Annotated in this window: 21 protein-coding genes, 5 tRNA genes and 1 pseudogene; 16 read left to right on the top strand and 11 right to left on the bottom strand. The window is 74.4% G+C overall.

Features of this window, described 5'->3' with window-relative positions; translation table 11 throughout:
• The 3 genes from ACW0Q9_RS16335 to ACW0Q9_RS16325 form a co-directional block, all read left to right on the top strand.
• Positions 1-582 (top strand): cellulose binding domain-containing protein (locus ACW0Q9_RS16335; protein ID WP_456182160.1); only part of this gene is annotated, 582 nt, incomplete at its 5' end.
• A 220-nt stretch (positions 583-802) separates the two neighbouring features.
• On the top strand, positions 803-3,238 hold the full coding sequence (locus ACW0Q9_RS16330; protein WP_456182158.1) for a non-reducing end alpha-L-arabinofuranosidase family hydrolase: 2,436 nt from the start codon (positions 803-805) through the stop codon (positions 3,236-3,238).
• 140 nt (positions 3,239-3,378) lie between these two features.
• Positions 3,379-3,909: a DUF488 domain-containing protein gene (locus tag ACW0Q9_RS16325; protein WP_456182156.1), complete on the top strand. Its 531-nt coding sequence runs from the start codon at positions 3,379-3,381 to the stop codon at positions 3,907-3,909.
• 29 nt (positions 3,910-3,938) lie between these two features.
• Here the strand turns inward: ACW0Q9_RS16325 and ACW0Q9_RS16320 are convergent, their stop codons facing one another.
• The 3 genes from ACW0Q9_RS16320 to bioB are packed head-to-tail and all read right to left on the bottom strand — an operon-like array spanning position 3,939 to position 5,674.
• Positions 3,939-4,445, bottom strand: a complete 507-nt coding sequence (locus tag ACW0Q9_RS16320) for a GNAT family N-acetyltransferase (RefSeq protein ID WP_456182154.1) — start codon at positions 4,443-4,445, stop codon at positions 3,939-3,941.
• Position 4,446: 1 nt separating this feature from the next.
• A complete protein-coding gene (gene bsaP / locus ACW0Q9_RS16315) occupies positions 4,447-4,671 on the bottom strand; it encodes a biotin synthase auxiliary protein BsaP (RefSeq protein WP_456182152.1) in 225 nt (74 codons plus the stop codon).
• 7 nt (positions 4,672-4,678) lie between these two features.
• A complete protein-coding gene (gene bioB / locus ACW0Q9_RS16310; protein WP_456182150.1) occupies positions 4,679-5,674 on the bottom strand; it encodes a biotin synthase BioB in 996 nt (331 codons plus the stop codon).
• A 168-nt stretch (positions 5,675-5,842) separates the two neighbouring features.
• On the opposite strand from bioB, the gene ACW0Q9_RS16305 reads away from it, so the two are divergent.
• From ACW0Q9_RS16305 to ACW0Q9_RS16290, 4 genes are read left to right on the top strand one after another with little or no spacing between them, the layout of a single operon-like run.
• Positions 5,843-6,979: an 8-amino-7-oxononanoate synthase gene (locus ACW0Q9_RS16305; protein ID WP_456182148.1), complete on the top strand. Its 1,137-nt coding sequence runs from the start codon at positions 5,843-5,845 to the stop codon at positions 6,977-6,979.
• Between the two features lie 55 nt (positions 6,980-7,034).
• Entirely contained in the window at positions 7,035-7,769 is a 735-nt protein-coding gene (gene bioD / locus ACW0Q9_RS16300) for a dethiobiotin synthase (RefSeq protein ID WP_456182146.1), read from the top strand.
• A gap of 54 nt (positions 7,770-7,823) precedes the next feature.
• Positions 7,824-9,488 (top strand): histidine kinase, encoded by a 1,665-nt coding sequence (locus ACW0Q9_RS16295; RefSeq protein ID WP_456182144.1) that lies wholly within the window; start codon positions 7,824-7,826, stop codon positions 9,486-9,488.
• The gene (locus ACW0Q9_RS16290; RefSeq protein ID WP_456182142.1) at positions 9,485-10,162 is read left to right on the top strand and encodes a response regulator; all 678 of its coding nucleotides are present in this window, start codon (positions 9,485-9,487) and stop codon (positions 10,160-10,162) included. Before ACW0Q9_RS16295 ends, ACW0Q9_RS16290 begins: the two co-directional genes overlap by 4 nt.
• Positions 10,163-10,177: 15 nt before the next feature.
• Here ACW0Q9_RS16290 and ACW0Q9_RS16285 read toward each other — a convergent pair whose 3' ends face one another.
• The 4 genes from ACW0Q9_RS16285 to ACW0Q9_RS16270 form a co-directional block, all read right to left on the bottom strand.
• On the bottom strand, positions 10,178-10,999 hold the full coding sequence (locus ACW0Q9_RS16285) for an ABC transporter permease (protein ID WP_456182140.1): 822 nt from the start codon (positions 10,997-10,999) through the stop codon (positions 10,178-10,180).
• Positions 10,996-11,928 carry an ABC transporter ATP-binding protein gene (locus ACW0Q9_RS16280; protein ID WP_456182138.1) on the bottom strand — a complete coding sequence of 311 codons (933 nt, stop codon included), beginning with the start codon at positions 11,926-11,928 and terminating at the stop codon, positions 10,996-10,998. The genes ACW0Q9_RS16285 and ACW0Q9_RS16280 overlap by 4 nt, the downstream gene beginning before the upstream one ends.
• Before the next feature lie 69 nt (positions 11,929-11,997).
• Complete coding sequence (locus ACW0Q9_RS16275) at positions 11,998-13,161, bottom strand: cytochrome P450 (RefSeq protein WP_456182136.1); 1,164 nt, start codon at positions 13,159-13,161, stop codon at positions 11,998-12,000.
• Positions 13,162-13,170: 9 nt separating this feature from the next.
• The gene (locus ACW0Q9_RS16270; protein WP_456182134.1) at positions 13,171-13,839 is read right to left on the bottom strand and encodes a class I SAM-dependent methyltransferase; all 669 of its coding nucleotides are present in this window, start codon (positions 13,837-13,839) and stop codon (positions 13,171-13,173) included.
• Between the two features lie 196 nt (positions 13,840-14,035).
• On the opposite strand from ACW0Q9_RS16270, the gene ACW0Q9_RS16265 reads away from it, so the two are divergent.
• Both ACW0Q9_RS16265 and ACW0Q9_RS16260 read left to right on the top strand, forming a co-directional pair.
• Positions 14,036-14,851: a hypothetical protein gene (locus ACW0Q9_RS16265; RefSeq protein WP_456182132.1), complete on the top strand. Its 816-nt coding sequence runs from the start codon at positions 14,036-14,038 to the stop codon at positions 14,849-14,851.
• Positions 14,852-14,933: 82 nt separating this feature from the next.
• Positions 14,934-16,181 (top strand): alkane 1-monooxygenase, encoded by a 1,248-nt coding sequence (locus ACW0Q9_RS16260; protein ID WP_456182130.1) that lies wholly within the window; start codon positions 14,934-14,936, stop codon positions 16,179-16,181.
• On the opposite strand, the gene ACW0Q9_RS16255 is transcribed toward ACW0Q9_RS16260, so the two are convergent.
• A complete protein-coding gene (locus ACW0Q9_RS16255) occupies positions 16,102-16,704 on the bottom strand; it encodes a TetR/AcrR family transcriptional regulator (RefSeq protein ID WP_456182128.1) in 603 nt (200 codons plus the stop codon). The two genes, ACW0Q9_RS16260 and ACW0Q9_RS16255, sit on opposite strands and share 80 nt — an antisense overlap.
• Before the next feature lie 284 nt (positions 16,705-16,988).
• Between ACW0Q9_RS16255 and ACW0Q9_RS16250 the strand changes: the two genes are divergently transcribed.
• The 3 genes from ACW0Q9_RS16250 (at position 16,989) to ACW0Q9_RS16240 (ending at position 17,255) form a co-directional block, all read left to right on the top strand.
• A tRNA-Gly gene (locus tag ACW0Q9_RS16250) sits at positions 16,989-17,061 on the top strand.
• 34 nt (positions 17,062-17,095) lie between these two features.
• Positions 17,096-17,166, top strand: a tRNA-Cys gene (locus ACW0Q9_RS16245).
• Positions 17,167-17,180: 14 nt separating this feature from the next.
• Positions 17,181-17,255: transfer RNA gene (locus ACW0Q9_RS16240), tRNA-Val, on the top strand.
• 49 nt (positions 17,256-17,304) lie between these two features.
• Here the strand turns inward: ACW0Q9_RS16240 and ACW0Q9_RS16235 are convergent.
• Positions 17,305-18,285, bottom strand: coding sequence for a helix-turn-helix domain-containing protein (locus ACW0Q9_RS16235; RefSeq protein WP_456182126.1), 981 nt, complete (start codon positions 18,283-18,285; stop codon positions 17,305-17,307).
• 69 nt (positions 18,286-18,354) lie between these two features.
• Between ACW0Q9_RS16235 and ACW0Q9_RS16230 the strand changes: the two genes are divergently transcribed.
• On the top strand, positions 18,355-19,173 hold the full coding sequence (locus ACW0Q9_RS16230; RefSeq protein WP_456182124.1) for an isocitrate lyase/PEP mutase family protein: 819 nt from the start codon (positions 18,355-18,357) through the stop codon (positions 19,171-19,173).
• A 91-nt stretch (positions 19,174-19,264) separates the two neighbouring features.
• On the opposite strand, the gene ACW0Q9_RS16225 is transcribed toward ACW0Q9_RS16230, so the two are convergent.
• Entirely contained in the window at positions 19,265-19,504 is a 240-nt protein-coding gene (locus tag ACW0Q9_RS16225; protein WP_091311496.1) for a DUF6458 family protein, read from the bottom strand.
• A 196-nt stretch (positions 19,505-19,700) separates the two neighbouring features.
• On the opposite strand from ACW0Q9_RS16225, the gene ACW0Q9_RS16220 reads away from it, so the two are divergent.
• From ACW0Q9_RS16220 to ACW0Q9_RS16210, 3 genes are all read left to right on the top strand, one after another.
• Positions 19,701-19,773 (top strand) — tRNA-Gly (locus tag ACW0Q9_RS16220).
• Between the two features lie 56 nt (positions 19,774-19,829).
• A tRNA-Val gene (locus tag ACW0Q9_RS16215) sits at positions 19,830-19,904 on the top strand.
• 249 nt (positions 19,905-20,153) lie between these two features.
• Positions 20,154-21,800 carry a PKD domain-containing protein gene (locus ACW0Q9_RS16210; RefSeq protein ID WP_456182122.1) on the top strand — a complete coding sequence of 549 codons (1,647 nt, stop codon included), beginning with the start codon at positions 20,154-20,156 and terminating at the stop codon, positions 21,798-21,800.
• Between the two features lie 60 nt (positions 21,801-21,860).
• Here ACW0Q9_RS16210 and ACW0Q9_RS16205 read toward each other — a convergent pair.
• Positions 21,861-22,103, bottom strand: a pseudogene (locus ACW0Q9_RS16205) (hypothetical protein); the annotation flags it as partial.

Genomic DNA, 22,103 nt, shown 5'->3' with positions numbered 1-22,103 from the left:
ACCCCGACGGCCTCGGCGGTCGGCCCGACCGGACTCACCCTCGCCTGGGGGCCGGCCACCGACAACGTCGGCGTCACCGGCTACCGGGTCCACCGCTCCGGGAACGTCCTGGTCGGATCGACCACGGGGACCACCCTGGCGGTCAGCGGCCTGACCGCCGCCACCGCGTACACCTTCACCGTGGTCGCGGTGGACGCGGCCGGCAACGTCTCGGCGGCCTCGCCGCCGCTGACCGTCACCACCGCCGACCCGCCGGCCACCGGCGGCTGTGCGGTGACCTGGACGACCAGCAGCTGGGACACCGGATTCACCGCGAACATCACCATCACCAACACCGGCACCAGCGCGATCAACGGTTGGACGCTCGCCTTCACCTTCCCGAGCGCCGGGCAGAAGGTGGGCCAGGGCTGGTCGGCCACCTTCACCCAGACCGGCACCGCGGTGACCGCCACGAACGTCGCCTACAACGGCACCCTGGCGCCGAATGCGTCGACGAGCTTCGGCTTCAACGGCACCCACACCGGCACCAACCCGAGACCCACCGCCTTCACTCTCAACGGCTCTCCCTGCACCGTCTCCTGACGGGCATCCGGCCGGCGTGGCCGGTCACCGTACCTGAGTGACCGGCCACGCCGGGTCGCCGAGCCGGTGAACCCGGGCGCCAGGACTGCGTCCGAAAGTTTCCGAAAGTTGTTGTCCGGTCGGATGGCCGATGAGAGCATCGAAGTCGATATATTTCCTAACAAAGGCGCCAGTCGTCCTCGCCCAGACTGCGTGGGTGTTGGCCAGTAAGGGAGCCACGATGGCAATGAGCCCATCCCTTCATCGCGGCGGGAGTCGGCGACGGCGATCGCCCGCCGTCCGAGCGCTGCTCGCGGGCGCGGTCAGCGCCGTGACGGTGGCCGCCGTCGCGATGCTGATGCCGTCGGCGAACGCCGCCGCGTCCACGCTGGGCGCGGCCGCCGCACAGTCGGGCCGGTACTTCGGCACGGCGATCGCGGCGGGCCGGCTGAACGACTCGACCTACAACACGATCGCGGCGCGTGAGTTCAACATGATCACTGCCGAGAACGAGATGAAGCCGGACGCGACGGAGCCCAACCAGGGCCAGTTCAACTTCTCCTCCGGCGACCAGATCTACAACTGGGCCACCCAACGCGGCCTCAAGGTCCGCGGGCACACCCTGGCCTGGCACGCCCAGCAGCCGCCCTGGATGCAGAACATGCAGGGCAGCACGCTGCGCAACGCGATGATCAACCACATCAACGGCGTGATGGCCCACTACAAGGGCAAGCTCGCCGCGTGGGACGTGGTGAACGAGGCGTTCAACGAGGACGGCAGCCGTCGTCAATCGAACCTGCAGGGCACCGGCAACGACTGGATCGAGGTGGCGTTCCGCACCGCGCGGGCGGCCGACCCGTCGGTGAAGCTCTGCTACAACGACTACAACATCGAGAACTGGTCCTACGGCAAGACCCAGGGCGTCTACCGCATGATCCAGGACTTCAAGTCCCGCGGCGTACCGATCGACTGCGTCGGCCTCCAGACCCACTTCACCGGCGGCAGCTCGCTGCCGAGCAACTTCCAGACCACGCTGTCCAGCTTCGCCGCGCTCGGTGTCGACGTGGCGCTTACCGAGGTCGACGTCACGAACGCGTCGACCAGCCAGTACGCCGGGCTGACCCAGGCGTGCATCAACGTGCCGCGCTGCATCGGCATCACCGTGTGGGGCGTCCGCGACAGCGACTCCTGGCGCTCGAACGAGAACCCGCTGCTGTTCGACGGCGGCGGCAACAAGAAGGCTGCGTACACCTCGGTCCTCAACGCGCTGAACGCGGCCGCCCCGACCTCCGGGCCGACCACCACCCCGACCACGGGACCGCCGCCGAGCGGCGGCGCCGGCCGGATCGTCGGCGTGCAGTCGGGCCGGTGCATCGACGTACCGAACGCCACGCAGACAAACGGCACCCGCGTCCAGCTCTGGGACTGCAACGGTCAGTCCAACCAGCAGTGGACGTACACCACCAGCAAGCAGCTGATGGTCTACGGCACCAAGTGTCTCGACGCGAACGGCGCGGCCACCGGCAACGGCACCGGAATCATCATCTGGGACTGCAACGGCCAGTCGAACCAGCAGTGGAACATCAACTCCAACGGCACCATCAGCGGCGTGCAGTCCGGCCGCTGCCTGGACGTCTGGGGCAGCGGCAACGGCCAGCAGATCCAGTTGTACGACTGCCACGGGCAGACCAACCAGCAGTGGCGGACCGACTTCGGTGGCACCACGCCCCCGACCACGCCGCCGCCGACCACGACGCCCCCGCCGGGCGGCTGCGCGCTTCCGTCGACCTACCGGTGGTCGTCAACCGGCGCGCTGGCCAACCCGCAGAACGGCTGGGTCTCGCTCAAGGACTTCACCAACGTGGTCTACAACGGCAAGCACCTGGTCTACGGGTCGAACGTCAACAGCAGCGGCCAGTACGGCTCGATGAACTTCAGCCTGTTCACCAACTGGTCCGACATGGCATCGGCGGGCCAGACCGGGATGAGCCAGGGCACCGTGGCGCCCACGCTGCTGTACTTCGCCCCGAAGAACATCTGGGTGCTGGCGTACCAGTGGGGACCGACCTCGTTCAGCTACAAGACGTCGAGCGACCCGACGAACGCCAACGGCTGGTCCTCGGCGCAGACGCTGTCCACGGCCACCCTGCCGGACGCCCCGTACGGCGTCATCGACCAGACCCTCATCGGTGACGACCAGAACATGTACCTGTTCTTCGCCGGGGACAACGGCAAGATCTACCGGTCGAGCATGCCGCTCGGGAACTTCCCGGGCAGCTTCGGCTCGAACTACACGACGATCATGACCGACTCGACGAACAACCTGTTCGAGGGCGTCGAGGTCTACAAGGTAGCGGGCCAGAACCAGTACCTCATGATCGTCGAGGCGATCGGGAGCCAGGGGCGCTACTTCCGCTCCTTCACCTCCAACAGCCTCAGCGGTTCGTGGACCCCGCAGGCCGCCAGCGAGAGCAACCCCTTCGCCGGCAAGGCCAACAGCGGCGCCACCTGGACCAACGACATCAGCCACGGTGACCTGGTCCGGACCAACCCCGACCAGACCAAGACCATCGACGCCTGCAACCTGCAGTTCCTGTACCAGGGCAAGAACCCCAGCGCGGGAGGCGACTACAACCTGCTGCCCTGGCGGCCGGGTGTGCTGACCCTGCAGCGCTAGGGGGAACGGCCTGGTCCGAGGCCACACCCGTTTGCTGATCACCGGGGCGTGCCCGGCACCGTGCGGTGCCGGGCACGCCCTTTGGCGGGTCGCGCCCCGGCTGGCCGGCGGCCGGCGGCGACCCGGGGCAAGCTGAGCCGGTGGAACGGGAGTTGCTGACGGTCGGGCACGGGGCCGCCGACCGGGACCGGCTCGGGGACCTGCTGGCCGCCGCGGGGATCGCTCTCGTGGTGGACGTGCGGCGTTACCCGGCCAGCCGGACCAACCCGGACGTCCGGCGGGAGGCCCTGGAAGGCTGGCTGCCGGAGCGGGGCATCGGCTACCGCTGGGAGCCGCGCCTCGGTGGCCGCCGGCACGTCCGCGCCGGCGAACCGGAGCCGGACACCTGGTGGACCGTCGCGGCCTTCCGGGCGTACGCCGGCTACACCCGGACGCCGGAGTTCGACGCCGCGTTGGACGAGGTGCTGGCCGACGCGGCGCGGCGGACGACGGCGGTGATGTGCAGCGAGAGCGTCTGGTGGCGCTGCCACCGGCGGCTGATCGCCGACGTCGCCGTGCTCGGCCGCGGGGTGGCGGTGTCGCACCTCATGCCGGACGGCCGGCTCAGCCCGCACCGACCGGCCGAGGGGGCCCGCCGCCTCCCCGACGGGCACCTGATCTGGGACCGCTGACCGCCGGAACCCCCGCGCCCAGCGCCGACTCAGTCGGCCAGGTCCTCGGCGAGCAGGTCCATCAGCAGGCCGTCGTGCCAGCGGCCGTCCGCGCCCCGCTCGTAGCGGCGCATGATGCCGACCGGCCGGAAGCCCACCTTCGCGTAGGCCCGGATCGCCGCGGTGTTCGCCGCCGCCGGGTCGATCGTGAACCGGTGGTGGCCGTACTCGTCGGCCAGGTGCCGGGCCAGGGTGCGGATGGCGTCCCCGCCGAGGCCGGCGCCGCGGGCCGCCGGGTCGAGGAAGATGTCCAGGCTGGCGTGGCGGTAGTCCGGGTCGGTCTCCGCGTACCACTGGATCGCGCCGACCAGCCGGCCGTCGTGCTCGATCGCGTAGACGGTGAGGTCGTCGTCGGCCAGGTCGGCGCGGACCGCCCCGGCGAGGTCGTCGTCGCCGCGCCACCAGCGGCGCACCTCCGGGGTGGCCCGGATCGCCGCGAGCGCCGGCACGTCGGCGTCGGTCGCCGGTCGCAGCGTCACCGTCCGCCCCCGCAGCATGTCAGCCCCGGATCTCGCCGTGCTCGACGCAGACCGCCGACCAGCCGGTCGGCACGACCTGCACCTTCATCCGCCGCCGGCAGTGCGCGCACCAGCGCGGCGGCTCCAGCGCCCGGGCCGCCGCGCACGCCTCGTGGGGGCCCGCCGCCACCGACTCGCCGCAGCGGTCGCACCAGCGCGGCACCACGGCGCCGGCCGGCGCGGGGGGCTCGACAAGCTCGGTCACGTCGTCCTCACAGGGTGGCGGAGAGCGCCTTCACCGGCATCTTCAGGTCGTCCAGCAGCTTCAGGTCGTCGGTCGCCGGCCGACCCAGCGTGGTCAGGTAGTTGCCCACGATGACCGCGTTGATCCCGCCGAGCAGGCCGTCGCGGGTGCCCAGGTCGCCGAGGGTGAGCTCCCGGCCGCCCGCGTACCGGAGGATGGTCCGCGGCATGGCCAGCCGGAACGCGGCGATGGCGCGCAGCGCGTCCTTGCCCTCGACCACCGGGCGGTCGGCCAGCGGGGTGCCCGGGCGGGGGTTGAGGAAGTTCAGCGGCACCTCGTGCGGGTCCAGCTCGGCGAGCTGCGCGGCGAACTCGGCGCGCTGCTCCACCGTCTCGCCGAGGCCGAGGATGCCGCCGCAGCAGACCTCCATGCCCGACTCGCGGACCATCGTCAAGGTCTCCCAGCGCTCCTCCCAGGAGTGCGTGGTGACCACGTTCGGGAAGTAGGAGCGGCAGGTCTCCAGGTTGTGGTTGTAGCGGTGCACGCCCATCTCGACCAGCTCGTCGACCTGCTCCTGGCTGAGCATGCCGAGCGAGGCGGCGACCTGGATGTCCACCTCCGCCTTGATGGCGGCCACGCCCTCGCGCATCTGCTTCATGAGCCGGGCGTCCGGGCCGCGTACGGCGGCCACGATGCAGAACTCGGTCGCCCCGGTCGCCGCGGTCTGCTTCGCCGCCTCGACCAGCGCCGGGATGTCCAGCCAGACCGAGCGGACCGGCGAGGTGAACAGGCCGGACTGCGAGCAGAAGTGGCAGTCCTCCGGGCAGCCGCCGGTCTTCAGCGAGACGATGCCCTCGACTTCGACCTCCGGGCCGCACCAGCGCATCCGCACCTCGTGTGCGAGCTGGAGGGCGGCGGGCAGGTGCTCGTCGGGCAGGTTCAGCACGGCGAGGACACCGGCCTCGTCGAGGCCGACGCCGTTCTCCAGCACCTGGGTCCGGGCCTGGTCGAGGATCTCTGGCATGGCTCGTACCCTACAAGGCCCCTCCGAGGCCGGGAAACGGCCGCGTCCGGCCCCCGCGAGCAGGCCCGGCGAGCCGGACCGCGCCACGCCGGGGCCGTTCGGCCGGGTGGTAACTTCGCCCCGCGGAAGCGCCCGGCAGGGCGACGGCTCGGGGGAAGGGACGTGACGGTGGCGGACTGGCTGGCGGCCCTGGACCGCCGCGCCGAGCTGCGGGCCAAGGCGGGGCTCACCCGCACGCTGCGCCCGCGCGCCGCCGGCGACGCCGTGGTCGACCTGGCCGGCAACGACTACCTCGGCCTGGCCACCCACCCGGAGGTCACCGCCGCGGCCGGGCGGGCCCTGTCGGCGTACGGGCTGGGCGCCACCGGGTCGCGCCTGGTGCGCGGCTCCACCGACCTGCACCACGCCCTCGAGGACGACCTGGCCGACTGGCTCGGCGTCGACCGGGCGCTGGTCTTCTCCTCCGGCTACCTGGCCAACCTGGCCGCCGTCCGGGGCCTCGTGCAGCCGCGTACGCTGCTCGTCTCCGACGCCCACAACCACGCCTCGCTGATCGACGGCTGCCGGATCTCCGGCGCCGAGACGATCGTCACCCCGCACGCCGACGTCGACGCGGTGGCCGCCGCGCTGGCCGCCGCCCCGGGCCGCCCCGCGGTGGTGGTGACCGAGTCGGTCTTCTCCGTCGACGGCGACCTCGCCCCCCTCGCGGCGCTGCACGCCGTGGCCCGCCGGCACGGCGCGCTGCTGCTGGTCGACGACGCGCACGCGCTCGGCGTCACGGGGCCGGCCGGCGCCGGCGGGGTGGTCGCGGCCGGGCTGGCCGGCGAGCCCGACGTCGTGGTGACGGCCACCCTGTCCAAGGCGCTCGGCGGGGCCGGCGGGGTGGTGGCCGGGCCCGCGGAGTTCGTCCGGCACCTGGTGGAGACCGGCCGCACCTTCATCTTCGACACCGCCCCGCCGCCCGCGGTGGTGGCCGGGGTACGCGCCGCGCTGCGCCTGGCCCGCGCTGGCGACGACCTGCGCGCCGAGCTGGCCGAGCGGGCCGCCCTCGTGGTGCGCCGGCTGGGCGGGGCGGGCCTGGAGGTCTCCGCGCCCGACGCGGCGGTGGTCTCGGTGACCGCCCCGGGCCCGGAGGCGGCGACGGCCTGGGCGGCGGACTGCCGGGACCGCGGCGTGGCGGTGGGCTGCTTCCGTCCGCCGTCCACCCCGGACAGCCGCTCCCGGCTCCGGCTGACCATCAGCGCCGGGGTGGCGCGGGCGGACTTCGACCGGGCCCTGGACGTGATCGTGGAGTGCGCGCCGTGAGCGCGAGGAGTGAGCCGGGTTTGCGAGCCCCGCAGTCGCGAACGAAGGAGGGCTCATGAGCAACAGCAATGGCTGGACCGGGCCGGTGCTGGTGACCGGCACGGACACCGAGGTGGGCAAGACCGTGGTGACCGCGGCGATCGCCGCCGCCGCCCAGGCCGCCGGGCTGCGGGTCGCCGTGGTCAAGCCCGGCCAGACGGGTACGGCCACCGGCGACCCCGGCGACGTCGACTCGGTGACCCGGCTGGCGGCCCCGCTCACCGGCCGGACCCTGGCCAGCTACCCGGACCCGCTCGCCCCGCTCGCCGCGGCCCGGGTCGCCGAGCTGGAGCCGCTGGAGCTCTACACCGCGGTCGACGCCATCCGCGAGGAGACCGACAAGCACGACCTGGTGCTCGTCGAGGGGGCCGGCGGTCTGCTCGTACCCATGGGGTTGCGCCCGTCGGGCGAGCCCTGGACGGTGGCGGACCTGGCGGTGTCGCTGGGCGCCCCGGCCGTGGTGGTGGCCCGCGCCGGGCTGGGCACGCTCAACCACACGGCGCTGACCCTGGAGGCCCTGGAACGCCGGGCCATCCCGGCCGGCGTGGTGATCGGCGCCTGGCCGGGCGAGCCGGAGCTGGTGCACTGGCTCAACCTGTCCGACCTGGTGCCCAACCTGCTGGGTGCGCTGCCCATGGGCGCCGGAGGCATGGACCCGGGGGTTTTCCGCCGGTCCGCGCCGGGCTGGCTCACCCCGGCCCTCTACGGCGTGCTCGACGACTGGCGTGCCTGGGCCGAGGAGATCAGCTGAGCACCTGACTTTCGTCGGTGCCCGGTCCGGCCGCCCGTGGGTAGCCTGGCCGCCGTGGAACCGCCGCGCACCCCGCCGTCCGTCCGGCGCCGGGCCGGTGACCTGCTGCTCTGGGCCGTGGTCGCCGCCCCGGTGGCGTACGCCGGGCTCACCCCGCCGTGGCCGCGGCACGCCGTGGTGCTGCTGGCCGGGTCGCTGGCGCTGCTCGGCCTCGCCGTGGCGATCGGCCGCCGGTGGCCCCTCGCCGCGCTGCTGGCCGTGGTGCTCGGCTCGCTGGTCGACGGCAATTTCGTCTTCGGCATCCCGGTGTTCAGCTACCTGGCCGGCCGGCGCAGCGCCGGCGCCGGCCGGGTGGCGGCCGTCTTCGGCGCCATCGCGGTCGCCGGCACCGCGGTCAACCTCGGGCTGCTCGGCACCGATCCGGACACCTGGTTCCTGCTCGCGTCGGTGCTGCTGTTCGCCGGGGTGTTCCCCTGGCTGCTCGGCCGGCTGCGCCGACAACAGCGGGCGCTCGCCGAGGCGGGGGAGCGGCACGCCGAGGCCGAGGAGCGCGAACGGCGGGCCGCCGTGGAGCGCGTACGCCTGCGCGAGCGGGCCCGGATCGCCCAGGACATGCACGACTCGCTGGGGCACGACCTGAGCCTCATCGCGCTGCGCGCGGCCGCCCTGGAACTGGCCGCCGACCTGCCACCCGCCCACCGGAGCGCGGCCGGGGAGCTGCGGGCCAGCGTGGCCGCCGCCACCGAGCGGCTGCACGACATCATCGGCGTGCTCCGCGAGGAGCGGTCCGGTTCGCTGCGGCCCGCCGGTGAGAGCGTGGCGGAGCTGGTCGACGGCGCCCGCGACGCCGGGCTGGCGGTCGACCTGCGCGCCGGCCCGGACGGCGGGGACCTGCCGCCGCTCGTCGCGCACGCCGTGCACCGGGTGGTCCGGGAGGCGCTGACCAACGCCGCCCGCTACGCCCCCGGCGCCCCGATCACCGTCACCGTCGACCGGGCGGGCGGCGAGGTGGCCGTGTCGGTCGTCAACGGGCCGGCGCCGGACGGACCGCTGCCGGGGCCGGCGTCGCACGGCTCTGGCCTGCTCGCCCTGCGCGAGCGGGTCCGCCTGGCCGGGGGCGTGCTGGACGCGGGCCCTCGGGACGGCGGCTTCGCGGTGACGGCGCACCTGCCGCTCACGGCCACCCCGGCGCCCGCCGTGGCCGGCGCCGAGGCCGACCGACCCGGCGGCCTTGCCGTGCCGACCGCGGCCGGCCCCGGCGACGGGCGATTGGGGGGCCTGGAGGTCGGCCGACTCGACGGCTTCTCTGGGTCGGCCGACGAGCCGGATGACGGCCTTGGGGATGACGGCGGGCCGGGCCGCGCGCCGGTCAACCGCCCCGGTGACGCGGCACGGCGGCTGCGGGAGGCGCGCCGGCGGGCCCGGCGCAGCCTGCTCGTGGCCTTCGGCGCCCCGGCCGGCCTCGCCCTGGCACTCGCGCTTGTCTACTACCCGCTCGCCACGGCGGGTGCGGTCCTGGACCGGTCCGGCTACGAACGGCTGCGCCTCGGCGAGGAGCGCGCCGACCTCGGGCTGCCCCGCCGGCAGGCCGACCCGCCGACCGGGGCCTCCCCGGGCTGCGAGTTCTACACCGACGGCAACTTCCCGTTCGCGGAGCCGACCTGGCGGCTCTGCTTCACCGACGGCCGGCTGGCCAGCAAGGAGCGGATCGCACGGTGACCGACGATCACGGGCGGCCCCTGCGGGTGGTGCTCGCCGACGACGAGGCGATGGTCCGCGCCGGGGTGCGGGCCATCCTGGCCGCCGACCCGGGCATCGAGGTGGTCGGCGAGGCGGGCGACGGCCACGCGGCCGTGGAGCTGGTGCGGGCGCACCGGCCCCGGGTGGCGCTGCTGGACATCCGGATGCCCCGGCAGGACGGGCTGAGCGCGGCGGCGGAGATCCGTCGGCTGGTGCCCGAAACGGCCACGGTCATGCTCACCACGTTCGGCGACGACGACCTGATCGCCCGGGCGCTCGGTCACGGGGCGAGCGGGTTCCTGCTCAAGTCGGGCGACCCGCGGGAGCTGCTCGCCGGCCTCCGGGCGGTGGCCGACGGCGGGGCGTACCTGTCGCCGGGGGTGGCCCGCCGGGTCATCGAGCTCAGCGGCGGCCGGCTGGCCCGCGGCCCGTACGCCCGGGACCGGCTGGCCGGGCTGACCGACCGGGAGCGGGAGGTGCTCGCCCTCGTCGGGGCGGGGCTGTCCAACGCCGAGATCGCCCGCCGGCTGCACCTCGTCGAGGGCACCGTGAAGAGCTACCTGACCAGCATCTTCACCCGGCTGGACGTGCGCAACCGGGTGCAGGCGGCGATCCTCGCGTACGAGGCGGGGCTGGTCCCGCCCACCGGCTGACCAGCCCCGCCCCGCTCAGGCGTCCCGGCGGCGCAGCGCCCAGCGGCCCAGCGCCAGCGCGGCGACGGCCCAGCCGGCGAACACCAGCAGCCCGACCGCCGCCGGGTAGGGCGCGGTGTCCCCGGCGAGGAAGTGGTTGCCGGCCACCCCGGGGAACGCGTCGGCGATCCGGGTGAGCACGGTGATCCCCGGCTCCTGGAGCGACAGCGGCACGATCATCAGCAGCGCGAAGAGCACGGTCAGGGTGAGCACCGCGCCGCGCAGCGCCGCCGCCAGCCCGAGCGCCAGCACGCCCACCAGCGCGAGGTACGCGGCCGAGGCGACCACGTCACCCACGGTCCCGCCCAGCGGGGCGCGACCCCACTCGCCGAGCACCGGCCGGGCGACCGCCGCGCCGACCGCGCCGACCAGCAGCCCGGCCAGGAAGGTCACCACGCCGACCACGACCGCCTTGGCCGCCAGCACCCGTCCCCGGGAGGGGGTGCAGCGCAGCGTCGTCCGGATCGTGCCGGTGGCGTACTCGCTGGTGATCGCGAAGAGGCCGAGGGCGAGCACGACGTACTGGGTGAGTTCCAGCGCGCCGATGACCACCTCGCCGACATCGACGACGCCGGGGTTGACGGTCGGGTCGTCGTCGGTGTTGGCGTTCACCGCGTAGATGGCGAGCTGGCCGGCGGCGGCCGCCATGGTCAGCACGGCGGCCAGCAGCGACCACCAGGTGGACCGGACCGACCAGAGCTTGGTCCACTCGGCGGCCACCGCCCCGGCGAACGGGCCGTTGGCCGGGGCGGGCCGGGACGCCGGCCGGGTCGGGGTGACGGTGGGCAGGGCGGTCATCGGGTCTCGCCTCCGGTCGGGCCGGCCGCGTACTCCACGCTGCCGGCGGTCAGTTCCAGGAACGCCTCCTCCAGCGAGGCGGCCACCGGGGTCAGCTCGTGCAGCCGCACCCCCAGCTCGAACGCGAGGTCGCCGACCCGGCCGGCGGTGACGCCGGTGATCGTCAACCCGTCCTCGTCGGTGCTGACCGTCGCCCCCTCGGCGGCCAGCCGCGCCCCCAGCGTCGCCAGGCCGGCCGGCTCGGGCCCGCGTACCCGGACCGAGCTGGCCGGGCGGGCGGCGATCAGCTCGGCCAGCGGCGCGTCGGCGACCAGCCGGCCGCGGCCGAGCACCACCACCCGGTCGGCGGTCTGCTGCATCTCGCTCATCAGGTGGCTGGAGATCAGCACGGTCCGCCCCTCGTCGGCGAGGCCCCGGGTGAACCGGCGGATCCAGCGGACCCCGTCCGGGTCGAGTCCGTTGACCGGTTCGTCGAGAAGCAGCACCGGCGGGTCGCCGAGCAGCGCACCGGCGATGCCGAGCCGCTGGCCCATGCCCAGCGACAGTGCCCGCCCCGGCTTGTCGGCGGCCCGTGCGTCGAGCCCGACCAGGTCGAGCACCTCGTCCACCCGGCGGGCCGGGATCCCGTTGCTGCGGGCCATGGCCCGCAGGTGCGCCCGGCCGGAGCGGGCCGGGTGCACGCCGGTGGCGTCGAGCAGCGCGCCGACCTCGTGGAGCGGGTACCGCAGCTGCCGGTAGGGGCGGCCGTTGACCAGGGCCTGCCCGGCGGTCGGCCGGTCCAGCCCGAGCACCATCCGCATGGTGGTGGACTTGCCCGCGCCGTTCGGGCCGAGGAAGCCGGTCACCTGCCCCGGTCCGATCTCGACGGTCAGGTCGTCGACCGCGACGGCCGCCCCGAACCGTTTCGTCAACCCACGAAGTGTGATCATGCGTCGACGCTAGGGAGCGGAGGGGGTGGCGCACCGCCACCGATGGGCAGCGGTCCGCCCTGACTTTCGTCAGGTCCGGCGGACCACGAAGGCGTCGGGCATCCGGAACGTGAGGTTGTCGGGGCACCACGGCGGCCGGACCACGGTCGCCCCGTCGAGCAGCGGCGCCGCCTCGGCCACCACCACGGCCGCCTCCATCCGGGCCAGCTGGGCCCCGACACACCGGTGCGGGCCGGCCCCGAAGGCCAGGTGCCGCCGGGATCCGCGCTGCCCCGGCCGGAACTCGTCCGGCGCGGCGACCACCGCCGGGTCGCGGCCGGCCCGGGCCAGCCAGGCCACGATGCTGGTGCCCGCCGGCACGGCGACCTCGCCCAGGGTGGTGTCCACGGCGGCCACCCGCCGCCAGGTGACGATCGGCGGCTCCAGCCGCAGTCCTTCCTCGACCACGTCGGCGACGGCGGTCTCGCCGGTGCGCAGGCCGGCCCGCACCGCCGGCTCGCCGGCCAGCCGGTGCAGCAGCAGGGTGAGGAACTGCGAGGTGGTCTCCTGGCCGGCGACCAGCAGGAAGAAGAGCGCGCCGACCACCACGTCGGGGGAGTGTCCGGCGTCGCGCAGCCGGGCGGCGAGCCCGCCCCCGGTGGCGGCGAACGCGCGCAGCACGGTGTGGAACCGGCCGACCTCGGCGGCGAGGGCGAGCTGCCGGGACTCGTCGAGCGGTGCCCAGAACAGCTCCAGGGCGGCGCGGGCGAAGTCCTTGACCGCGCCCACCGGGGCGTCCGGCAGCTCGACCAGCCGGGCCAGCACCAGCAGCGGCAGGTCGGCGGCGAGCCCCGCGTACAGGTCGACCGGCTCGCCGGCGGCCAGGGCGGCGGCGAGCCGGCTCACCCGCTCCCGGACCAGGCCGGTCAGCCAGGGCTGCTGCGCGGCCACCCGGTCCGGGTGCAGCGCGTCGGCGACGATCCCGCGGATCTCCGGGTGGCTGGCCGCCGCGTTGTTCGCCAGCGTCGGGGGCAGCCGGAACCGGTGGCCGGCGAGCACCCGCAGCGCGGCCACCGGGATCGGGGTGACCGCGTCGAGGGCGTTGTCCGGCCGGAACGTCACCGGGTCGGTGAGCAGCCGCCGGACCAGTGCGTGCCGGGTCACCACCAGGTGCGGCACGCCGACGTGGTCGACCACCGTGGCCGCGTCGGGCCACGGACCGTCGACGGACTCCCCCCAGCCCCGGAACAGCACGGCGTCACGCTAACGGGCGGCTCCCGGCGGAGCCGGGTCCAGCTCCCACACGGTGGTGTGCTTCACCCGTACGCTCTCCAGCGCCTCGGGCACCGGCACGTCGTAGGCGGCCAGGTGGTGGAAGCGTTCGCGGGGGAGGAAGGCCCGGCCGGGGTCCCCGACCAGCACCCGGGCCCCGGACCGGGCGGCCCGGAGCAGGAAGCGCAGCATCCGGCGGGCCATCGCCTCGCTGTAGAAGACGTCCCCGGCGAGCACCACCTCGGCGTCCCCGGCGTCGCCGTCCAGGATGTCGCCGAGTTCGGCGTCGACGCGTACCCCGTTGGCCTCGGCGTTGAGCGCGACGGCCGCGACGGCCCGCTCGTCCACCTCGACGGCCCGGACGGCGGCCGCGCCGCACCGGGCGGCGGCGATGGCGACCAGGCCGGAGCCGGAGGCGAGGTCGAGCACCCGGCGGCCGGCGACGAGCTCGGGGTGGTCGGTGACGTAGCGGGCGAGGGCCTGGCCACCGGCCCAGGCGAAGGCCCAGAACGGCGGCGGTTGGGCGCTGTGGAACTCGCCCTCGGTCAGCTCCCAGAGGCCGATCGGCTCGTCGGCCTGGTGCAGCCGCACCTCGGGGACGAAGGCGACCGGGGTGAGCCGGGCGTGCAGCCGGACGAAGGCCGCGGACAGGTCGGACACCGGGTGATTCTGTCGTACCCCCGGAGACGGCGGGCCGGCGATCCCGGGCGTGTCGGAACGCGGGCGTGACCGGTTCACCACCGTCGGTGATAAGCGGCCCCGGTGTTGGCGGTTCGTGCGAACACGCCCGTCTACCGGGGCGCCGGTGGCGCTCCTAGCGTTTCGGAGTGGACGCGGCCGACGGGAGGAGACGGTGGTGAGCGGGTGGCGGTACGCGCTGCGGATCGGGGTGGTGCTGACCTGTCTGGCGGGGGCCGGGCTCGGCGGGGCCGTGCCGGCCGGTGCGGCGGCCGCCTTCGCCACCGAGCTGAGCGGCCTGCCGGACGAGTTCACCGCCGGCGACCGGGTGGAGACCCTCTCCGCCGTGGTGTCCCGGACCGACGGGGGCGGCTGCGTCAAGGTGCGCTGGTCGATGCTGCTGCGGGTGCAGGGTATGCGGCTGGACCAGGTCAAGGTGGACCGGGTGGAGGACAGCGGCTCCTTCCCGCTGGAGATCCGGACCGAGGGGGACACCGCCCGGCTGACCGACCGCGACCTGGACCCGGGCGTGCTCTGCCCGGGCCGCACCGTCACGGCCCGCTACCGGGTGGCCTTCGCCGAGGACGTGGCCCGGGGGCGGGTGAGCTTCGCCGCCGAGGCGTACGACCCGGAGTTGCGCCTGCTCGCCCGGCAGACCGCCGCCCGCCAGGTGGTGGGGGAGGAGGCGACGGCCGGGCCGACCGAGGCGACGCCGGAACCCACGGAGCGCAGCGCGGCGCCGACCGACCCGCCCGCCGAGGAGCCGGTGGCGGACGACCCGTCCAGTGCGGCGGCGGTGGTCGAGCCGCCGCCGGGTGCGGCGGGCCGTCCGGTGTCCACCTCGGGCGGCTTCGGCCTGGTGCAGGCCGCCTTCCTCCTCGGCGGGCTGCTCGTCTTCCTCGGCGCGGGGCTGCTGCTGCGGATGCGGCGCCTGCTGCGTCCGGTCCGCGAGGAGCCGGCGTTCGAGCGGACGGCCCGGGGACGGTGGCGGTAGCGCTTTACAAAAACTGGCCTCTTGTAAAATTCCGCGACGGCTGCCACAGTCTGGGCAGGAGTTCACGGATCGGAGGCTGACGATGGGCACCGACACCGTCCCGTGGCGGGACACCCGCAAGCCGCTCTGGCCGCTCGCCCTGCTCGTCCCCGTGCTGCCCTTCATCGCCTGGTCGCTCTGGCACGCGACCGGCGCCGGCTGGGCCTGGTGGCTCGCCCCGGTGGTGGTCTTCGGCGTCATTCCCGTGGTCGACCTGCTCATCGGCGACGACCGGGAGAACCCGCCGGAGGAGGCGGTGCCGGCGCTCCAGGCCGACGGCTACTACCGCTGGCTCACCTACCTCTACCTGCCGGCCCAGTACGCGGCCCTGGTGCTCTGCTGCGCGGTCTGGACCCGCGGCGAGCTCTCCTGGCCCGCCGCCGCCGGGCTGGTCGCCACCGTCGGGGTGGTCGACGGCATCGCCATCAACACCGCCCACGAGCTGGGCCACAAGCGGGAGACGGCGGAGCGCTGGCTCTCCCGGATCGCCCTCGCGCCGACCGGGTACGGGCACTTCCACGTCGAGCACAACCGGGGCCACCACACCCGGGTCGCCACCCCCGAGGACCCGGCCAGCTCCCGGCTGGGCGAGACGTTCTGGGCGTTCTGGCCGCGTACGGTCTGGGGCAGCCTGCGCTCGGCCTGGCGGCTGGAGAGCAGCCGCCTCCGGCTGCGCGGCCGCACCCCGTGGACCTGGCGCAACGACGTGCTCAACGCCTGGGCGCTGACCGTGCTGCTCTACGCCGTGCTGGTGGTCGCCTTCGGGCCCGGGGTGCTGGTCTTCCTCGCGCTCCAGGCGGTGGTCGGATTCTCCCTGCTCGAGGTGGTCAACTACCTGGAGCACTACGGGCTGGCCCGCCAGCGCACCGCCGCCGGCCGCTACGAGAAGGTCGATCCCCGGCACAGCTGGAACAGCGACCGGACGGTCACGAACGTCTTCCTCTTCCAGCTCCAGCGGCACAGCGACCACCACGCCAACCCGCTGCGCCGCTACCAGACGCTGCGCAGCTTCGACGCCTCGCCGCAGCTGCCCGCCGGCTACGCGACCATGGTGGTCGCCGCGCTGGTGCCGCCCGTCTGGCGGCGGGTGATGGACCACCAGGTGCTCGCCCACTACGGCGGTGACCTGGAGCGGGCCAACGTCCACCCGCCGGCCCGCGACCGGCTGCGGGAGCGCCGGCGCCGCGCTGCCTCGGTCGAGCCCGGCGCCCTCAGTCCAGCTGGGCCGGCTCCAGGCCCAGCTCGCGGGCCGCGACGAGGCGGACCCACTCGGCGATCTGCCGGCGGGTGATCACCCGCTCGTGCACCGCGAGCTGCACGGCGAGGCCGTCCATCACCGCGCTGATCCGCCAGGCCGCGCCGGCCGGGTCGGGACATTCGAACGTGCCGTCGGCCACCCCGTCGGCGATCACCGCGGCCAGGTCGCGCCGCCACCGCAGGTCCAGCCGGCGGGAGAGCTTCTCCAGCTCCGGGGTGCGCAGCGACTCCGCCCAGCCGTCGATCCACATGGACCAGGAGGTCGACCGGCCGGTCGGGGCGTAGAGGCGGAGCATCCGGCGCAGCTTGGCCAGCGGCGGGGCGGTGGAGCGGACCACCGTGTCGAGCCGGTTCAGGTCCTGCTCGACGGCGTAGGCGAACGCCTGCGCGAGCAGCCGGTCCTTGGTGGCGAAGTGGTAGAAGACCAGGGCCTGGCTGACCCCGGCGGCCTCGGCCACGTCGGCCGTGCGGGTGTTGGCGAGTCCCCGTTCCGCGATCACCTCACAGGCCGTGCGCAGCAGCGCGTCCAGGCGGATCTCGGCGGCACGTCTCGTCACGCCCGTTACCGTAACCCATCCGAGTGACCACGAGGAGTTACCGAAGCGGCCGGTCGACCGCACGGCAGTCGGATCCCGGACAGTGTCCCGACGGCGCGTCGGAGGGACAGATCCGCAGGTCGGGGCCCTGGGCCCTCCTTGATCGCCTCCCACCCAGGCTCCTAGGAAGCTCCGGTCGCCGGGAACTCCGTCACCCGGACGCGCCCGGAAACGGGACCCGATTTGGCAACCCTTCCCGGGCTCGGCTAAAGTTCTCATCCGTCACCGGGAAACGCCGGGGGCACGCGGACGTAGCGCAGCTGGTAGCGCATCACCTTGCCAAGGTGAGGGTCGCGGGTTCGAATCCCGTCGTCCGCTCGGAGATGCCGCCACGCATGTCGGGGGCAACCTCGGTGGAGTGGCCGAGAGGCGAGGCAACGGCCTGCAAAGCCGTGTACACGGGTTCAAATCCCGTCTCCACCTCGGCAATTTGGCGAGGGCGATTGGCGCAGTGGGAGCGCGCTTCCTTGACACGGAAGAGGTCACTGGTTCAAACCCAGTATCGCCCACCAGCGAAAAGGTCGTGTCGATCATTCGGCACGGCCTTTTCTGTCTCCCCGGTCACGCCGACGCGCCCAGCAGCGCCTCGGCCACGGCGGTCCGGCTGCTCAGCAACGACCGCCCCTGCCGGTGCGTCACCACCAGTCCGGCGGCCCGCAGCGCGGTGAGGTGCTGCGACACCCCGGCCGGCGACAGCCCGGTGTGCCGGGCCAGCTCGGTCGTCGACCGCGGCGCGTCCAGCGCGGCGAGCAGCCGCGCCCGGCCCCGACCGAGCACCGCGCCCAGCGCGTCCGGAGCCTCCGCCGGGCACTCCCAGAGCCCGCCGATGCCACGCGCCGGGTAGGCCAGCTGCGGGACGTCGCCGGCCGCGATGCTGAGCACCGACGGCCAGACGAAGACCGAGGGCACCAGCACGAGGCCGCTGCCGTCCGGCACGTCCGGGGCGTCGCAGTGGCGCTGGCTGATCAGCAGGGCGTCGCCCTCCCAGCGGACCCGCTCGTGCAGGTCGTTGAGGAGCCCGGCCGCGCCGTCCTCGGCCAGCCGCCGGGCCCGGTGGAACACCTCGGCGTCGAGCACCGCCCGGATCCGCGGCCAGTCGCGGGCCACGGCCAGCTGCCAGTACGTCCCGATCTCCTCGGCGAGCCGGCGCAGCCCGGCCGCCGGGTCCGCGTACAGGGCGGCCACCGCCGCCGGCCGCGGTCCGGGATAGAGGTCGAGTTGGGCGCGGACCGTGTCGGGCGGGGTGGCGCACAGCACGGCCAGCTCCTGGTCCAGGTCCGGGGTCAGGCCGGCCGGCGGCGGGGTGAGGAAGTCGGCCAGGTAGCCCGGCGCGGGCGGCACGAGCTGCCCGAGCAGGCCGGCGTCCGGGTCGAGCAGCCCCGCCTCGGCCAGCCGCGGCCGGACCCGGTTGGCCCAGGGCAGGTGGATCGCGTGGCGGCCCGGGTCGCGCAGCACCCGGACGCCGGCCATCACCTCCCAGAGGCAGGAGAGCGCGAAGCGGACCCGCGCCACGCCGCCCGCCGACAGCCCGATCGCGACCACGCGGCCCCCTTCGTTTCAGCCAGGACTGAAACATTACGGCGGCCGGCGCCGCCGCCGGAGACTGGCCGGGTGAACGAACACCACACCCGAGCCCTGCACTTCCGTTCCCTGCACGTCGCCGGCGAGCCGCTGGTCCTGGTCAACGCCTGGGACGCGGCGAGCGCCCGGATCGTCGCCGCGGCCGGCGCCCGCGCGGTCGCCACCACCAGCGCGGGCGTCGCGTGGAGCCGCGGCGTCCCGGACGGCGACGCGCTCGGCCGCGAGACCGCCGTCGACGTCGTCCGCCGCGTCGCCGCCGCGGTGCCGCTGCCGGTCACCGCCGACATCGAGTCCGGGTACGGCGACACCACCGACGACGTCGCCGCGACCGTCGCCGCGGTGCTCTCCGCCGGTGCCGTCGGGGTGAACGTCGAGGACGCGTGGCACGCCGGCGGTGCGCCGCTGCGCCCGGTCGAGGAGCAGTCCGCCCGGCTCGCCGCCGTCCGGTCCGCCGCGGACCGGGCCGGGATCCCGCTGTACGTCAACGCGCGCGTCGACACCTTCCTGCGGGGCGCCGGCGGGGTCGCGGAGACGGTGGCGCGGGCCGAGGCGTACCTGGCCGCCGGGGCGGACGGGATCTTCGTGCCCGGGGTCGTCGACCCGGACACCGTGGCCGCCCTGGTCGCCGCGATCCCGGCCCCGCTGAACGTGCTGGCCGGGCCGGGTGCCCCGCCGGTGGGGGAGCTGGCGAAGCTCGGGGTGGCCCGGGTCAGCCTCGGCTCCTCGGTCGCCGAGGCCGCGTACGCGGTGGCCCGCCGGGCCGCCGAGGAGGCGTTCACCGCCGGCACGTACGGCGCGCTGGCCGACGCGCTCGACTACGGCACGCTGAACGACCTGATGCGCGGCTGACCGGGTACGCGAAACGGGGGCGCCCGGCGGCGCCCCCGTTCGCACGCGGCAGGGGGACCCGATCAGCTCCGTCAGCCCCGACGGAGCCGGGTCACAGCGGCGGGGTGACGTCCCGGCGCTCCTCGACCCGCCGGTACTCGACCGGCTCGGCGGTGGTGACCACCTCGCGGCGGCGACCCCAGACCAGCGTCGTCATGATCAGGCCGAGGACGCCGGCCGCCATCAGGATCCAGCCGACGACGTCGAGGTTGACCCCGCCGATGCTGGCGTCCAGCGCGAAGGTGAGGATCGCGCCGACCGCGATCAGGAAAATGCTCGTTCCGATACCCACGACAGCCTCCTTCGGGGGGACGGTTGTGCTGTCGCAGCGGTCAGTACCCCGGCGTCGAGCAGCGCAATCACCGGGCTGTGGCGGCGGTCACTCCGGCGGCTCCGGTTGCCGGCCCGGGACGCGCCGGGGCCCTGCCGCGCGGCGATCTTGTCATCGGGTACAGTTGCACCCGTCGCCGACGCGAGCCGGTGACGACGCGGACGTAGCGCAGCTGGTAGCGCATCACCTTGCCAAGGTGAGGGTCGCGGGTTCGAATCCCGTCGTCCGCTCGCGATCCGCCCCCCGCGGGCCGACCGTCGCCGGTGCTTCGATCCGGCGAGCGCCCGGGCGATTGGCGCAGTGGGAGCGCGCTTCCTTGACACGGAAGAGGTCACTGGTTCAAACCCAGTATCGCCCACCAGCTATCCGAGCAGCACGAAGGCTCGTCACCGCAGCCGGTGACGAGCCTTCTCGCTTCTGCCCGCACCGCCCGATCGGTGGGCCCTGCCACCCGGCCTCTCGCCGCCGGCCGCCCACCGGGTCGTCGGCCACTGGCCACATCGGTCGAACGGCCGCACGGAGGACCTGGTACGGATCCGCTTAACGGGTTATGGAACCGCTGGCCGGCAGCGTGACAGGGTGGGGGCCCGTGGAGCTGGGAGGCGATCGTATGCGGTCAGTCAGGCAGGGACGGTGGCGGCGCGCAGCCGCCCGGCTGGGCGTGGCCGCCCTGTTCGTGGGGACGGGGGTGGCGCTGGGCGCCGCGCCCGCGCAGGCGACCGCCACCCGCACGGTTGCGTTCTGGAGCATGGACGAGCCGGCCGGCTCGACCGTGCTCAAGGACAGCAGCGGCAACGGCCGCAACGGCGCCATCGGGGCCGAGGTGGTCACCGGCGCCCTCTACGCCGGCGCCACCGGCCACCGGTTCGCCACCCACCTGCCCACCGACCAGGAGTACGTCCCGGGCCACGTGAACCTGGTGCCGCACAGCACCGACTTCAACCCGGACGCCGGGGACTTCTCGCTCACCATCCGCTACCGCACCACGTACTCCTTCGGGAACATCCTCCAGAAGGGACAGGGCGGGACAGTCGGCGGCTACTGGAAGTTGGAGGCCCCGAACGGCAAGCCGAAGTGCCTGTTCCGCGGCGCCGACGGGGCCTCCCGGACCGGCTACACCGACGTGCCCATCAACGACGGCCAGTGGCACACCGTCACCTGCAACCGCACCTCCACCTACGTCGAGATGTACGTCGACGGGGTGCGGATGAGCCGGCTGACCGGGCCGACCGGCACCATCGCAAACAGCAAGCAGCTCTCCATCGGCGGCAAGAGCCAGTGCGACGGTGTGGACGTCACCTGCGACTACTTCGCGGGCGACATCGACTACGTGAAGATCCTCAAGGGCTCGGGCGGCTCCGCCAACCAGCCGCCGGTGGCCCAGCTAACCCCGTCCTGTTCCGGGCTGGTCTGCACCTTCTCCGGCGCCGGTTCCACCGACGCCGACGGCGCGATCCAGAACCACCGCTGGGACTTCGGCGACGGGTCCACCGCCGACACCGTCTCCGTGCCGAACACCTCGCACACGTACGCGGCCGCCGGCACCTACCCGGTCACCCTCACGGTCACCGACGACCGGGGCGCCACCGGCACCGCGACCGTCGACGTCACCGTCGCCCCGGTGCCCGAGCGGATCTCCTTCGTCGGCCAGGCCACCGCGAACGCCAACTGGACCAGCCACACGGTGACCGTGCCGTCGACCGTCCAACCGGGCGACACCCTGCTGCTCCTGCTCAGCCAGAACACCCACACCGGCACCGGCGAGCCCACCGGGGTCACCGGCTGGACCCGCCTCGACCGGCTCGACGGCGGCTTCGCCACCACCACCGCCTGGTGGAAGGTCGCCGGCGCCGGGGACGCCGGTTCGGCGGTACGCGTCGCCCTCGACAGCCAGGCCAAGGGCAACCTGATGGTGGCCGCGTACCGGGGGGTCGCGCCGAGCGCGCCGGTCTTCGCCCGGGCCACCGATCCGGCCAGCACCGCCACCCGGATCACGCCGTACGCCCCGGTCAGTGTCGAGCAGAGCTGGGCCCTGTCGTACTGGATGCACGGGGACGGGCTGTCGACGGCGCTCACCCCGCCGGCCGGCGTCGAGGTGCGCAGCAACAGCTCCCAGACCGGCGGCGGGCGGGTGACAGCACTTCTCGCCGACTCCGGCAGCAGCGTGCCGGCGGGCACCTACGGCGGCCTGGCCGCGGTGGGCGCGGCAGCCAGCACGACCACCACGACGTGGACCTTCCTCCTCCGCCCCGCCTGACCGCTCCTGGAGACGCCGCTGGCCGGCACCCGGGTGTCCGGGTGCCGGCCAGCGTTTGGCTCAGCTGTTCCAGTGCTGGGCGGTGATGTCGGCGGCCTGCTGCTCCCACTGCGCGTAGGCGTCGGGGTAGGCCGAGACCTGCACGGTCTGGGCGGCCTCGGTCAGCGGCATGTCCTGCCAGCCGTCGACCTGCTTCAGACCCTTCAGGAACGCAAGCGTCGAGTACTCAGGGTCGGTGATCTGCTCCGGCGTGCCCCAACCGCTCGACGGGCGCTGCTGGAACAGGCCCAGCGAGTCGTGGTC

This window comes from Micromonospora sp. I033, from assembly GCF_053890995.1.
The sequence above is the reverse complement of the archived record's forward strand: the minus strand, read 5'-3'. Positions and strand labels throughout refer to the sequence as shown.

Bases quoted from the DNA above. Each gene is read 5' to 3' on its own strand.
- ACW0Q9_RS16330 (WP_456182158.1), top strand. From the start codon at position 803: ATGGCAATGAGCCCATCCCTTCATCGCGGCGGGAGTCGGCGACGGCGA.
- ACW0Q9_RS16320 (WP_456182154.1), bottom strand. From the start codon at position 4,445: ATGCTGCGGGGGCGGACGGTGACGCTGCGACCGGCGACCGACGCCGAC.
- bioB (WP_456182150.1), bottom strand. From the start codon at position 5,674: ATGCCAGAGATCCTCGACCAGGCCCGGACCCAGGTGCTGGAGAACGGC.
- bioD (WP_456182146.1), top strand. From the start codon at position 7,035: ATGAGCAACAGCAATGGCTGGACCGGGCCGGTGCTGGTGACCGGCACG.
- ACW0Q9_RS16285 (WP_456182140.1), bottom strand. From the start codon at position 10,999: ATGACCGCCCTGCCCACCGTCACCCCGACCCGGCCGGCGTCCCGGCCC.
- ACW0Q9_RS16280 (WP_456182138.1), bottom strand. From the start codon at position 11,928: ATGATCACACTTCGTGGGTTGACGAAACGGTTCGGGGCGGCCGTCGCG.
- ACW0Q9_RS16260 (WP_456182130.1), top strand. From the start codon at position 14,934: ATGGGCACCGACACCGTCCCGTGGCGGGACACCCGCAAGCCGCTCTGG.
- ACW0Q9_RS16210 (WP_456182122.1), top strand. From the start codon at position 20,154: ATGCGGTCAGTCAGGCAGGGACGGTGGCGGCGCGCAGCCGCCCGGCTG.